Origin of the sequence: Bradyrhizobium sp., assembly GCF_049798375.1 — a bacterium.
Taxonomy (GTDB): domain Bacteria; phylum Pseudomonadota; class Alphaproteobacteria; order Rhizobiales; family Xanthobacteraceae; genus Bradyrhizobium.
This window is the reverse complement of record NZ_JBARGP010000529.1, coordinates 1-13165: the sequence shown is the minus strand read 5'-3', so window position 1 is coordinate 13165 and position 13165 is coordinate 1. Positions and strand designations below refer to the sequence as shown.

The 13165-nt window shown below is 64.5% G+C and carries 17 protein-coding genes; 9 read left to right on the top strand and 8 right to left on the bottom strand.

All coding sequences use genetic code 11. The features are described 5' to 3' along the window. The first annotated feature begins 163 nt into the window (after positions 1-163). The 5 genes from WA702_RS21515 to WA702_RS21495 all read left to right on the top strand — a co-directional run bounded on the left by WA702_RS21515 (position 164) and on the right by WA702_RS21495 (position 2703). A complete protein-coding gene (locus tag WA702_RS21515) occupies positions 164-541 on the top strand; it encodes an AtpZ/AtpI family protein (protein ID WP_425112567.1) in 378 nt (125 codons plus the stop codon). 72 nt (positions 542-613) lie between these two features. Beyond that, positions 614-1357: a F0F1 ATP synthase subunit A gene (locus tag WA702_RS21510; protein WP_425112566.1), complete on the top strand. Its 744-nt coding sequence runs from the start codon at positions 614-616 to the stop codon at positions 1355-1357. Positions 1358-1393: 36 nt separating this feature from the next. Beyond that, on the top strand, positions 1394-1621 hold the full coding sequence (locus tag WA702_RS21505) for a F0F1 ATP synthase subunit C (RefSeq protein ID WP_425112565.1): 228 nt from the start codon (positions 1394-1396) through the stop codon (positions 1619-1621). Between the two features lie 30 nt (positions 1622-1651). Further along, positions 1652-2218, top strand: coding sequence for a F0F1 ATP synthase subunit B' (locus tag WA702_RS21500; protein WP_425112564.1), 567 nt, complete (start codon positions 1652-1654; stop codon positions 2216-2218). Beyond that, entirely contained in the window at positions 2218-2703 is a 486-nt protein-coding gene (locus tag WA702_RS21495) for an ATP F0F1 synthase subunit B (protein WP_425112563.1), read from the top strand. Before WA702_RS21500 ends, WA702_RS21495 begins: the two co-directional genes overlap by 1 nt. 148 nt (positions 2704-2851) lie before the next feature. Here WA702_RS21495 and WA702_RS21490 read toward each other — a convergent pair whose 3' ends face one another. The 4 genes from WA702_RS21490 to thrC all read right to left on the bottom strand — a co-directional run bounded on the left by WA702_RS21490 (position 2852) and on the right by thrC (position 7029). Next, a complete protein-coding gene (locus WA702_RS21490) occupies positions 2852-3514 on the bottom strand; it encodes a hypothetical protein (protein ID WP_425112562.1) in 663 nt (220 codons plus the stop codon). Between the two features lie 134 nt (positions 3515-3648). Continuing rightward, the gene (locus WA702_RS21485) at positions 3649-4236 is read right to left on the bottom strand and encodes a GNAT family N-acetyltransferase (protein WP_425112561.1); all 588 of its coding nucleotides are present in this window, start codon (positions 4234-4236) and stop codon (positions 3649-3651) included. Positions 4237-4321: 85 nt separating this feature from the next. Then, positions 4322-5611, bottom strand: coding sequence for a M16 family metallopeptidase (locus WA702_RS21480; protein WP_425112560.1), 1290 nt, complete (start codon positions 5609-5611; stop codon positions 4322-4324). Then, positions 5611-7029: a threonine synthase gene (gene thrC, locus WA702_RS21475; protein WP_425112559.1), complete on the bottom strand. Its 1419-nt coding sequence runs from the start codon at positions 7027-7029 to the stop codon at positions 5611-5613. Before thrC ends, WA702_RS21480 begins: the two co-directional genes overlap by 1 nt. A 929-nt stretch (positions 7030-7958) precedes the next feature. On the opposite strand from thrC, the gene WA702_RS21470 reads away from it, so the two are divergent. The 4 genes from WA702_RS21470 (at position 7959) to WA702_RS21455 (ending at position 10315) form a co-directional block, all read left to right on the top strand. Continuing rightward, positions 7959-8282, top strand: a complete 324-nt coding sequence (locus WA702_RS21470) for a heavy metal-binding domain-containing protein (RefSeq protein ID WP_425112558.1) — start codon at positions 7959-7961, stop codon at positions 8280-8282. Next, the gene (locus WA702_RS21465) at positions 8279-8518 is read left to right on the top strand and encodes a hypothetical protein (protein ID WP_425112557.1); all 240 of its coding nucleotides are present in this window, start codon (positions 8279-8281) and stop codon (positions 8516-8518) included. Before WA702_RS21470 ends, WA702_RS21465 begins: the two co-directional genes overlap by 4 nt. A 170-nt stretch (positions 8519-8688) precedes the next feature. Continuing rightward, positions 8689-9648: a c-type cytochrome gene (locus WA702_RS21460; RefSeq protein WP_425112556.1), complete on the top strand. Its 960-nt coding sequence runs from the start codon at positions 8689-8691 to the stop codon at positions 9646-9648. Between the two features lie 124 nt (positions 9649-9772). After that, a complete protein-coding gene (locus tag WA702_RS21455; protein ID WP_425112555.1) occupies positions 9773-10315 on the top strand; it encodes a DoxX family protein in 543 nt (180 codons plus the stop codon). Here the strand turns inward: WA702_RS21455 and WA702_RS21450 are convergent. The 4 genes from WA702_RS21450 to WA702_RS21435 all read right to left on the bottom strand — a co-directional run. Beyond that, on the bottom strand, positions 10310-11083 hold the full coding sequence (locus tag WA702_RS21450) for an SURF1 family protein (RefSeq protein ID WP_425112554.1): 774 nt from the start codon (positions 11081-11083) through the stop codon (positions 10310-10312). The two genes, WA702_RS21455 and WA702_RS21450, sit on opposite strands and share 6 nt — an antisense overlap. 19 nt (positions 11084-11102) lie before the next feature. Further along, positions 11103-11489 carry a DUF983 domain-containing protein gene (locus WA702_RS21445; protein ID WP_425112553.1) on the bottom strand — a complete coding sequence of 129 codons (387 nt, stop codon included), beginning with the start codon at positions 11487-11489 and terminating at the stop codon, positions 11103-11105. Between the two features lie 114 nt (positions 11490-11603). Beyond that, positions 11604-12503: a cytochrome c oxidase subunit 3 gene (locus WA702_RS21440; RefSeq protein WP_425112552.1), complete on the bottom strand. Its 900-nt coding sequence runs from the start codon at positions 12501-12503 to the stop codon at positions 11604-11606. 87 nt (positions 12504-12590) lie between these two features. After that, on the bottom strand, positions 12591-13165 hold a 575-nt coding region (locus tag WA702_RS21435), incomplete at its 5' end, for a cytochrome c oxidase assembly protein (protein ID WP_425112551.1).

The window sequence follows — 13165 nt, the reverse complement described above, 5'->3', positions numbered from 1 at the left end:
CGACCATTCTGGCATAACAGCGAGAACTTCATTGAAATCAACGACATAACTGATCCACACGCAATCTTGACTTGGCTGGATGCGGTCAGTATGGTCCGCGCGGCTTCAAAGGCGACGGGGCGCAATTTCCACCAACCTGCGGCGGCGTATCGGTCTTCACATCATGGCGGAAGGCACGAACGACAGCGGCGGACACGGGGATGGCGGTAAGTCGACCGATGAGGCTGCGCTTTCCGCAAGGCTCGGGAGTCTCGATCAGCGGTTGTCCGAACTTCGTGACGGCCGCACGACCGGGACTGAGCAACCTGGAACTGGAAGCGGAGACAGTGCAGCCAGAGCATCTGCGATGGCGCGCGGTCTTCGGCTTTCTTCCGAGTTGATCGCCGGCGTTCTTGTCGGTGCGGTGCTCGGCTGGGGTTTCGACCGCTTGTTGTCGACATCGCCCTTCGGCTTCATCGCGTTTTTCCTGCTCGGCTTCGCCGCCGGCGTGGTGAACGTGGTGAGGGCCACAAGGGCTGCTCCGGACCAGACCCGCCGATGACGGCATGCGGAAGTCCCGTCGAATGAAATGCAAAGCGCCGGCGTGGCCGGTGAACAACGAGACGCCACGCGGATGATCGATCCGATCGAACAATTCCACCTCACCAAGATCTTCACGATCGGCCACATCGGCAATCATGAGATCGCCTTCACCAATTCCACGGCCTACATGCTGGTCGCGGTGGCGATCATCGCCGTCATGACGCTCGGTGCGGGACGGGCGCTGGTGCCGGGGCGCTTCCAGTCGGTGGTCGAACTCTCCTACGAATTCGTCGCCAACATGATCAGAACCAGTGCCGGCTCCGAAGGCATGAAGTTCTTCCCGTTGGTGTTCTCGCTGTTCATGTTCATCTTCATCTCGAACCTGGTCGGCACCGTCCCCTACACCTTCACCGTCGCCAGCCACATCATCATCACCTTCTCGCTGGCGATCCTGGTGTTCCTGACGGTCATTCTCTACGGCTTCTACAAGAACGGTCTGAAGTTCTTTAAGCTGTTCGTGCCGTCCGGCATCCCGGTGGTGATCCTGCCGCTGGTGGTGCTGATCGAGATCATCTCCTTCTTCTCTCGCCCGATCTCCCACAGCGTTCGTCTGTTCGCCAACATGCTGGCCGGCCACGTCACCATCAAGGTGTTCGGAGCCTTCGTCGTCATGCTCGGCGCGCTCGGCACCGCCGGCAAGGTTGGCGCGTTGCTGCCGCTCGGCCTCAACGTCGCGCTCACTGCGCTCGAGCTGATGGTCGGGTTCCTGCAGGCCTACGTCTTCACGATCCTCACCTGCATCTATCTCAACGATGCTATCCATCCGGGCCACTGATCCGGCCCAACTCACAACCTCTAAAAGGAGCTTTTCATGGATCCGGTCGCAGCGAAGTACATTGGCGCAGGCATTGCGTGCATCGGCATGGGTGGCGCCGGCGCCGGCATCGGAATCATCTTCGGCAGCTATCTCTCGGCTGCGCTGCGCAATCCGTCCGCCGCTCAGGGCCAGTTCGGCAACCTGATTTTCGGCTTCGCGGTGACCGAAGCGCTCGGCATCTTCTCGCTGCTGATCGCCCTGCTCCTGCTGTACGCCGTCTAAGCGCAGCACGAGCCGGACAGGAGAACGCCCGTGGCTGAAAGTCATGGCGAGGCCGCCCACGGATCTGCCGGGGGCACGACCGCCCACACCGAGGCCGAGGGCGGTTTTCCTCCCTTCCGGCCGGAAAGCTTCCCCTCGCAGATCGTCTCCCTGCTGTTCGCCTTCGTGGTGCTGTACGTGATCGTGTCACGTCTGGCGCTGCCGAAGGTCGGCGGGGTGATCGATGCCCGCCAGAAGGCCATCGACACCGATCTTGCGGCCGCGCAGCGGCTGAAGGACGAGTCCGAGGCCGCGATCAAGGCGTATGAAAGCGAGCTGTCGACCGCCCGGGCCAGCGCCCAGGCGATCGGAGCCGAGACCCGCGAGAAGCTCGCGGCCGCCTCGGAAGCTGAACGCAAGGCCCTGGAACAGAGCCTCGCAGCCAAGCTTGCCGAAGCGGAAAAATCCATCGCCGCCACCCGCGCGTCCGCGATGAGCAACGTCCGTGGCATTGCCGCGGATGCGGCCAGCGCGATCGTCGCGCAGTTGACCGGCAAAGCTCCGGCGGCAAAAGCGCTCGATGCTGCCGTGGACGCGTCCTTGAAGGGAACTGCCTGATGTTCGCTGATCCGGAAACCTGGGTTGCGATCGCCTTTGTCATCCTGATTGCGCTGTTTGGCTATTTCGGCGTGCACAAGATGCTCTTGACCGCGCTTGACCATCGCGCGGATCGCATCAGGACCGAACTCGACGAGGCCAGGCGCCTCAAGGAGGAGGCGGCAAAGGTGCTCGCGGACTACAAGTCCCGCCGTGCCAGCGCCGAGCGTGAGGCTGCCGAAATCGTGACCAATGCCAAGGCGGAAGCCGAACGCATCGCGACTGAGGCCAGGGCCAAGATGGAAGACTTCGTCGCCCGCAGGACCAAGGCCGCCGAGAGCAAGATCGCGATGGCGGAAGCCCAGGCTGTCGCCGACGTCCGCTCCGCCGCTGCGGAAGCTGCCGTGCAGGCGGCGACCACGGTGCTGTCGCAGACGGTGAAGGGCAAGCTTGCCGACGACCTCGTCGCCAAGGGCATCACGGAAGTCCGTCAGAAGCTGAACTGAACGGCTCTTACCCACATCGATCATCTCTGGAGAGCCGGCGCGACATTCTCGTGCCGGCTTTTTCTTTGTCCTGAATTGCGCGGTGTTGAATTTCTCTGCCATCAATCGACGCGCTGATCGCTCCTGACTGCGGCCAGGGCCTCAGCAGCTATTTTTTCTTCCTCGCCCGCGGTGCCTTTGGCTCCGGACCCAAGGCTTGCGGATCGAAGCCGATGTAGAAGACGTAAGCGTCCGGATTGACGCCCGGCCCCGGCACCGGCACCGGATAGACCAGATCCTCGGCAACCAGCGTGAACGGGACGCTGCCGTCCTCGGTCATCTGCACCGTGGTGCGGTAGGCCTTGGTTGCGATCACCTTCTCATTGACGCCGCCTTGGACCACTGCGATGCGCATCGGGATCTCGACGGTCGCGGGAGCGCCGGCGGCGCCCGCAATCACCCGGCCCTCGATGCCGATCTTGGCGATGATCTGACCACCCTCGAGGTTGCACTCGCGTGCGGTTCTGGTGATGGAGGCCTGGAATCTGACGTCGGCGCCGACCGCCTGCTTGCCCGGCGCCGCCATCGCATAGGTCGAGGCGCCGGCACGGATGTTGACCGGCGGGCAGGTCAGGCCCTCGGTCGGATCCTTCGGTGGACCGCCGGCCGGCAAGTTCTGCTGGTCCGACTTGTCGTCCGAGCTGCCGCCGAACAGGTTCTTGAAGCGATCGGTCAGCGACTGCGCCGCCGCTGATGGAGCGAAGCTGGTCGCGCCGAGCGCCAGGGAAACTGCGGCGAGGGCCGCAAACCGGATTGCACGTATCTCACGCATGGGATGTCCTTAAGGCTCGTCATCGCCCGGCCTCCGCGTCTCGCTTCAACAGCGCGATGCCGGCGAGGCCGCGGCACTTTCATCGTTCAAATTGCCGGCGCGACCCGCGCGGCGAAAGCAGTTCCGAAATCATGCTACCCGCGAAAATCCTCATTCAGCAGGCCGTATAGGAGGTGGTCCTGCCAAACCCCGTTGATGCAGAGGTAGCGGCGCGCCAGCCCCTCGCGGGTAAAGCCGCATTTCTCCAGCACCCGGATCGACGGCGAATTGGTCGGTATGCAGGCGGCCTCGACCCGATGCAGATTGAGCTCGCCGAACAAGGTCGGCAGCAGCAGCCGCAATGCCGCGGTCATATAGCCGCGACCGGCATGCGGCTCCCCCATCCAATAGCCGATGGTGCCGGCCTGCACGATGCCGCGACGGACATTGGCGAGCGTGATGCCGCCGAGCATGGCGTCGTCGCTCTCGCGAAATACGATGAACGGATAGGAACGGTCGGCCGACATGTCCTCGGCATAACGGCGCAGCCTTCGCCGGAAGCCGGACCGGGTCAGATCGTCGGAAGGCCAGATCGGCTCCCACGGCGTCAGATATTCCCGGCTAAAATCGCGCAGTTCCGCCCATTGCATGTAGTCGGCCATCTGGGGCGCGCGCAGAAACAGCCCGTTGCCGCGCGGCGCAAGCGCCGTCGGTCCGCTGGATGGCAAACGAAACAGGGCCACCTGTGATGCTCCCCTGCTCTTCAGCTCCGGCCGCTGACCATTCCGCAACCTGCGTTCTCACGCTGCGGCATGGCTACCTGCGACCTCAATGGAGCTGAGCCTTGGATTTCGACCCACTCAATCCTTCCGCGAATGTCACCGCGCTGTCCAGACCCCTGCCGCTGCCGAGAGCGATCACCGCGGGGCGCGAGCGCGCCAGCAACGTGCGCGCCGCATCCCGGGTGCTCTCGATGCTGACTGCATCGATCTTGGCGACCATTTCCTGCAAAGTCTGCGGTCGGCCATAGGCGAGAATATGGCGCGCGAGCTGTTCGACCCGCGAGGAGCAGCTTTCCAGCGCCATCAACAGCCCGGCTTTCATCTGTGCCTTGGCGCGCGCGACCTCGGCGTCGGTCAAGGTCTCGACCGCGTCGCCGATGATGTCGACAATCACTTCCATCATCTCCGGCGCGTCAGCCGGATCGGTCCCGGTGTAGAGGCCGAAGAACCCGGTGTCGCTATAGGGCGCGTGGAACGTGTAGACCGAATAGCACAGGCCGCGATTCTCGCGGACCTCCTGGAACAGCCGGGACGACATGCCGCCGCCCAGGATGTTGGTGAAGACCTGCAGCGAGAACAGCGACGGATCGGTCTGCGGCACGCCTTCCAGCGCCAGGGTCAGATGCGCCTGCTCGAGGTCGCGATGCACCACCTTGGAGCCGCCCTTGCCGAACGCGGCCGGCAGCGGCTTCGGCGCCTCGGTGCCGTTGAAAGCCGCAAAATGCTTGGTCACGTCGTCGACGATGCGCGCATGCTCGACCGCGCCGGCCGCGGCCACCACCATGTCGGGGCCGCGATAATGCGTCGTGAGATAGCCGTGCAGCTTGTCGCGATCGAACCCCTTCAAGGTGTTCGCTGTGCCGAGCAGCGAGCGGCCCATCGGCTGGTCCGGATAGCAGAGCTCGTTGAGGTGCTCGAACACGACGTCGTCGGGGGTGTCCTGCGCCGCGCCGATCTCCTGCACGATCACGTTCTTCTCGCGCTCCAGCTCCTCCGGCACGAAGGACGGATTGGCAAGGATGTCGGAGAGCACATCGAGCGCCAGCGGCACGTCGGCCTTCATGACCCTCGCATAATAGGCGGTGGTCTCGGTCGAGGTGCCGGCATTGAGATCACCGCCGACCGCCTCGATGGCCTCGACGATCTCGCGCGCGCTGCGCGTGGTAGTGCCCTTGAACGCCATATGCTCGAGCAGATGCGAGATGCCGTGTTCGTCCGGCTTCTCGTCGCGGCCGCCGACGCCGGCCCAGACGCCAAGTGCGGCGGTCTCGAGATGCGGCATCGTGTCGGTCACGACCGTAAGGCCGGTCGGCAGCTTGGTGACTTCCACAGCCATTAACCTGCAACTCCTTGCTTGGCGGCGCGGCTGACCGACAAGATGAACTTCTCGACCTCGGCCTGGTCGTTAGGCATGGTCCGGGCTTGTTCGCGCTTGCTCATCAGCCCCTCGAGCCAGACCGGCAGATGCGGCCGCACCCCGCAAGCAGCTTCCACCGCATCGGGGAACTTCGCCGGATGCGCCGTCGAAAGCACGATGTTCGGCGCCGAGGTATCCGACGAATCGCGGTCGGCTACCGCGAGCGCCACCGCCGTATGCGGATCGACGAGATTGCCGGCCTCACGAAACGCGGCGCGGATCGCGGCCGCCGTCTCGGTCTCGTCGGCGCGGCCGGCGTCGAAATCGGCGCGGATCGCGGCCAGCATCGCATCAGATAGCGCAAAGCGGCCGGACTGCTTGAGCGAGGCCATCAGCCGACGCACGGTGTCGGCGTCACGGCTGGCGGCCTCGAACAGCAGCCGCTCGAAATTCGACGACACCTGGATGTCCATCGAGGGCGAGGTGGTCGCGTGCACCTCGCGGACCTCGTAATGGCCGGTCTTGAGCGTGCGCGGCAGGATATCGTTGATATTGGCGGCGATCCGCAAAGTGCGGATCGGCAGGCCCATGCGCTTAGCAACGTAGCCGGCGAAGATGTCGCCGAAATTGCCGGTCGGCACCGTGAAATCGACGCTGCGCTGAGGCGCGCCAACCGCGACGGCCGAAGTGAAGTAGTAGACCACCTGCGCCACCACGCGCGCCCAGTTGATCGAGTTGACACCGGACAGCGCCACGGCGTCACGGAAGCCGTGGTTGTTGAACAGGCCCTTCACGATGGCCTGGCAATCGTCGAAATTGCCTTCGATGGCGAGCGGGTGGACGTTGGCAGCACCCGCCGTCGTCATCATGCGCCGCTGCACCTCGGAGATGCGGCCGTGCGGGAACAGCACGATCAAATCAGCATTGTCGCGGCCGGCGAAGGCTTCGACCGCCGCGCCGCCGGTGTCGCCCGAGGTCGCAACCACGATGGTGGTGCGCTCGCCACGCTTGGCCAGCACATGATCCATCAGCCGCGCGATCAGCTGCATCGCCACGTCCTTGAAGGCGAGCGTCGGGCCGTGGAACAGCTCCAGCACGAACTGATGCGGCGCCACCTGATTCAGCGGCACCACCGCCGGATGGCGGAAGGTCGCATAGGCCTCGTTGGCCATGCGGCCGAGCTCGGCATCCGGGATCTCGCCGGCGACGAACGGCTTGATCACCTCGACCGCGACCTCCCAATAGGGCCGGCCGAAAAACTGCGCGATCGCCTCATGCGAGAGACGCGGCCAGGTCTCGGGCACGTAGAGGCCGCCATCACGGGCAAGCCCGGTCAGCATCACGTCGCAGAAGCTGAGCGCAGGGGCTTCCCCGCGGGTGGACACGTAGCGCGTCAAATCGCTCTCCAGGCCCTCGTCATCAGACTTAAGCCATTGATTTGATTGTAGATCATAACTGCCTCGCGGCAAACTGGTCTGGCACCATAATCGTTTTGGCCGGGCGGGGAAACCGGTAGTTGCCGCGGAAATGGCCTGCCGGAGCCGCCTTGCGGCAAGCCGAGATTCCCCCTGCTGTCATCGCCCGGCTTGACCGACGATCCAGTATTCAGAGACGGCAGCGATCGCCCCGCGAAGCCGCGGCGTACTGGATCGTCCGCCTGCGCGGATGATGACACGGGAAATGTTGCGCCATCATCCCTTACTCTCCGGCACACACGTCCTCATTCCCGCGGCATGATATGTCCGGGCTTTGCTGGCTTGATCGCCCCCTCAGAAACGAGGGTGCAGGGAAGGCCGGGAGCTCGCCGCTCCCGTGGCCCGCGTGCGAAAAAAATGCACGCGGCGGTCACCACAGGTTCGGCCAAGTCATCCCGGCCCTCCCTGCGCGATTGGGTTACGGCTTATACGCGCTCTCCCCAGGGACCGGCGTTCTTGCCCCTGTCACCCACGATGCTCGTCAAAAGCACCATGCGCTTGGCCTCAGCACCGGGAGGCCAGGACCACACGATTTCACCGTCCACGCCGGTCACGCTCGTCGCGCGCAACCGATCGTGTCCATCGCAGCCCGCCTCCACGTTCGTGACGACGCGTACGCCCCTCCGATGAGGCGGGATGTACATCGACTACCATGATTTCCGAAAAAAAGAAACAAAAATATTTTTCGCGCCGGGCCTTGATATGACCGAACTGCTTGAACGGTCGCGCAAAATCAGCGTTTCGGCGTAGCAATTGTCGCCGTCAAAAACCCCCGTCTTGAACCTGACCGGCGCCTTGCCCGTCAAATGATCAGGTCCGGATCAACGGACTGCAGGCAACGGAGAGCGCAAGTGATCGTCGTGACGACCGAGAATGTGACCGGACACCGGACGGTGCGGATGGTGGGACAGTGCTTCGGTGTTGTCGTGCGTAGCCGCGGCATCGGCGGCAATCTGATGGCCGGGCTCCGCTCCATTGTCGGCGGCGAGATCCACGAATATACCCAGATGCTGGAGGAGGCGCGGCGCCATGCGCTCGACCGTCTCGTGCAGAACGCAACGCAAATGGGCGCCAATGCGGTGCTGATGATGCGCTTCGATAGCGCCGAGATCGGCCAGACCATGAGCGAGATCGTGGCTTATGGCACGGCGGCCGTGATCGAACCGGTGCCATGACCGGCTTTCTGATCTGGCTCGGCATCGTGCTGTTGCCCATGATCGTCTGGGCGCTGTTTCGCAAGGGTGGCTACAAGCGGCGGCCGCTGGATGCGCCGCCCGGACCCGGCTGGGTGCGGACCGAGGAACGGTTCGCCGATCCGACCTCCGGCGAGACCCTCGAAGTCTGGTTTGATCCGCAAACCGGCAAGCGAGCCTATGTGCGGGCACGCGGCGACGCATCGCGGCACTTATAACGCAACTGACAACGCCGAGCGTGGGCCTTGATTACGGCTAGAGGCCGGTCGCGGCGTTGCGCCGGTAACACGACGCGTCGTGTCCGAAACAATCACGTATCGCAGCTCCGCTAGGTCTCGTGATCGTAACGATCACGCAATGATTGTTCACGACCAGCAGGGACTTTGCTATGCCAGAGATACTTGAAATCGCGCTGCCGATCATGCTGGCATCGCTGCTGACCTATGCGAGCCTGCGCGCCTTCAGGCAGAAGAGGGCGATCGTCAGATGGGGCCTCGGCAGCGTCGCGACGCTGCTGACCGTGATCATCACGATCGCGAGCGTGCTCGCGCTCGCCGGCCTGGCGCGATTGGACGCACATGGCGGGCCGGCCGCTTCCCTCACGATCGCCGGTGCCGCCGAGCAGGTGCATCGGGGGCACGAGATCGCCGACGGGTTCTGCAGCGGTTGTCATGCGCCCGACGACGCGGTTGCCGGCCTCGCCGGCGGTCGCGATCTCGGCAAGCATCTCCCGCTGCCGCTCGGCACCTTCGTCGCGCCCAACCTGACGCCGACAGGCCCGCTCGCCGAATGGTCCGACGGCGACATCTTCCGCGCGATCCGCGACGACGTCGATCCCGGCGGCCGCAGGCTGTTCATCATGTCGCTGACCAATGCCTCCCGGCTCAGCGACGACGACACCAAAGCGGTGATCGCCTATCTGCGCAGCCTGCGTCCCGACGGCCGGAACACCGGCGCGACGCCCGACCGGTTCACGCTGCTTGGTCTTGTCATGCTCGGCGCGCACATGCTGCCCGACCCCAAGCCGATACCTGCCGGCATCGTCACCGCGCCGCCGCAAGCGCCGACGAGAGAGTTCGGCGAATACATCCTGTCCTATCAGGATTGCCGCGAGTGCCACGGCAAGGCGCTGTCCGGCGGCGTGCCGGGCCAGCTTCCGCCGCTCGGACCGGATCTCAACGTAGTCAAGGTCTGGAGCTTCGATCAGTTCGCCGCCACCATGCGCACCGGCGTCGATCCCACCGGCCACGAACTCGGCAAGGAGATGCCGTGGCGGCCGGTCGGTCGGATGAGCGACGACGAGCTGCGCGCCACCTACGAATATCTGACGCATATGCCTGCGAGCTGACCGCCAGCTTCATCCATGCGATCGGCACGCAGCATCTCCGCTTCCAGCGCATGAGCGGCCCGTAACACTGGGCCGCCTGCGAACGAACGGACCGTCATCAGCAACACTGAGCGACGGACCGGCGATGACCAACAGCTTCCTACTGAACAAAGCCATCAGCAGAGGCAACGCGCTGATCTGCACCGCGTTTGCTATCGCTCAATCATCACCGCTTGCGCGCTGGGCGCCGATTCCGCTGCGGCTGATCGTGGGGTATGGCTTCGCCGAGCACGGTTTTGCAAAACTGCTGCGTGGCTCAGAGAATTTTACCGGACTGTTGCACGCGATGGGCTTGCCGATGCCGGCGGTATTCGCCTGGATCACCATCATGACCGAAATCGCAGGCGGCATTCTCATGCTGCTCGGTGCGTTGGTGCCGCTGATCAGCATCCCGATGGCGGTCGTTCTGATCGTTGCGATCGTCACGGTGCACTGGCCGTATGGATTCTCGTCGATCAAGCTGCAGGCCATCACGCCGCACGGCGCGCATTTCGGCGAGCCCGGCTATGAGACCGACCTGCTCTACCTCGCCTGCATTCTCGCATTGGTGCTCGGCGGCGCTGGCCCGTTCACCATCGACAATTGGCTCAGGCGCCGCCTCGCGGCGCGATGCGGGAGCGTGTCATAGCAGATCGCGCGTCACCGCCTGCGCGCGCCGGCTGCGGACCCAGACCGCGAACGCGACCAGCAGCGCGGCGGCGAGCGCGAACCAGGTGATGGCATATTGCATGTGCTCGTCGCGCAGATGCGGCGTCAGCGGTCCCGGCTTCGGGATGCCGTTGGCGGGCTCAGGCGTCTCGAGATCGATGTAGAACGGCGCGACCTCACCCCAGCCGAGCGACTTTGCCATCGCCAGGTGATCCCTGGTGAACCACAGCCGCGTGCCATGGTTCGCTGCCGGCGTCAGCCAGCCCGCGCTTTCCGGAAAGCGCAAATAGCCGGTGAGCGTGACAGGCTCGCCGGTGACGAGCTTTCCGACCGCGCGATCCTCGACGCTGCGCTCCTGCATCGTGTTGGGGACGAAGCCGGCGTCGATCACCACCGTCTCGCCCGAGGCGAGCCGGGCCGGCAGGAACGCCCATGTGCCAGGACCGGAGACATCCTCGCGCACGGCAGAGCCGGCGCTATAGACCATCACGTCGGGCTGCTTCAAATAGGTCGCGGTGAAGCTGACACGACGGAATTCATCATGCGCGGCGTTCCGCGTGGGCCAATCCGAAGGCGGCGGCAGCGCGACCGGCGCCGCACCGATGCGGGCGTCGAGCGCTGCGATCAGCGTATGCTTCTCGACCCTGCGCTCGAGCTGCCAGACGCCGAGGCCGACGCAGATCGCAATCATCGCGGCGGTGAACGCGGCAAAGGCGCGCGTGCTGGATCTGGCGGATGTGATGGTCATGCAGACGCGCTCGCGTGGCTCATTGCGGGCCGCGATCGATGAGCTGGCCGGGTGCGGCCTTGTGGTGGAATTGCAGCGCGATCAGCAGCGACTTCATGGCGCGCAGCGGCAACAACGTCGTAACGAGAATCAACGGCAGCCACAACGCGGCATGAACCCAGAACGGCGGCTGATACTTGACCTCGACGATCAGCGCTGCCGTGACCACGATCGCACCCGCGATCAGCACGACAAAAATCGCCGGCCCGTCGCCGGTGTCGATGAAGGCGTAATCGAGGTCGCAGGCCTCGCAGCGGCGCTTGATGTCGAGGAAGCCAGAGAACAGTCTGCCCTGGCCGCAGCGCGGGCAGCGGCAGGCCAGGCCGCGCAGGATGGTCTGCGAGAGCGTGACAGGCTGGTTGATCATCGGCGTTTCCCACCCATCCTTCGTCGAACCAATCGTCCGCACGCGCAATCGCACCGGAGCCCACAACAAAAAGGGCGGCCCTGCGGCCGCCCCTTGTAGCACGATCTCTTGCCGTCAGTGCACGGCGTGGGCCGCGGCCTCGGCGCCGTGGCTGCCCCAGACGTAGATGCAGACGAACAGGAACAGCCAGACCACGTCGACGAAATGCCAGTACCAGGCGGCGAACTCGAAGCCGAGGTGCTGCTTGGGCGTGAAATGGCCGAGATAGGCGCGGATCAGGCACACCGTCAGGAAGATGGTGCCGACCAGCACGTGGAAACCGTGGAAGCCGGTCGCCATGAAGAAGGTGGCGCCAAACACGTTGCCGCTGAAGCCGAATTCGGCATGGGCATATTCGTAGGCCTGCACGGAGGTGAAGACAGCACCGAGCAGGATGGTCAGGATCAGGCCGTATTTCAGGCCCCTGCGATCGTTCTCGAGCAGCGCATGGTGAGCCCAGGTCACAGTGGTTCCGGAGGTCAGCAGCAGCAGCGTGTTGAGCAACGGCAGATGCCAGGGATCGAGCGCCTCGATACCCTTCGGCGGCCACACGCCGGGCACGCTGCAGGCGCCCATCTGGGTGCCGGCACCGCAGCCGAACACGGCGTCGCGGGTCGCCTGCACGGCGTCGGACGGGAACAGCGAGGAGTTGAAGAAGGCCCAGAACCAGGCGACGAAGAACATCACCTCGGAGGCGATGAACAGGATCATGCCGTAGCGGTGATGCAGCTGCACCACGCGGGTGTGATCACCCTTGTACTGCGCCTCCCTGATGACGTCGCCCCACCAGCTCGCCATGGTGTAGAGAACGCCGATCACGCCGATGCCGAACACAATCGGCGCGGCCGAATAAAGGTGGTGCATCCAGCCGACCGCGCCGAACGCCATGATGAAGGCCGACAGCGAGCCGACGATCGGCCACGGACTCGGATCGACGAGATGGTAGTCGTGATGCTTAGCGTGGGCCGTAGCCATGTTAAGTCTCTCCCCAGATCGATGCCGGCTGCACCGGCAGATATTCCTTCAAACCAAAGCACGGAAACGCTAACAACCGCCGCCGCATCACAGGCTGCCCCGTGGCTTCTCCGGCTCACGCGCGGCGACCGGCTTCGGTGCGGCGTCGCGAACCGGGTAGAAAGTATAGGACAAGGTGATCGTGTTCAGCGCGTCGTTCTCGTGGTCGTTCACGATCGACGGATCGACATAGAACACCACCGGCATCTCGCGCGTCTCGCCCGGCGCCATGGTCTGCTCGGTGAAGCAGAAGCAGTTGATCTTGGTGAAGTAGGAGCCGACCGTCAGCGGCGTGACGTTGTAGGCCGCCTGGCCTGTAGTGGTCCGCGCCGACTGGTTGGTCACGGTGTAGTAGACCGTGACCACCTCGCCGATCTTGACCTGGATCTCGGTCTTCTCCGGCTGGAATTTCCACGGCAGCCCGCCGGCGACGTTGGAGTCGAAGCGCACCGCGACGGTGCGTGCGATCGGGCCGGTCTTGGGCGCCGCTTCGGCAACCTGGGTGGTGCCGTTGAAGCCGGTGGCGCGGCAGAACCAGTTGTAGAACGGCACGGCCGCATAGGCGGCGCCGACCATCAGCACCGCGACGGCGCCGGCGGCGCCGCCGACCAGCGCGTCACGCC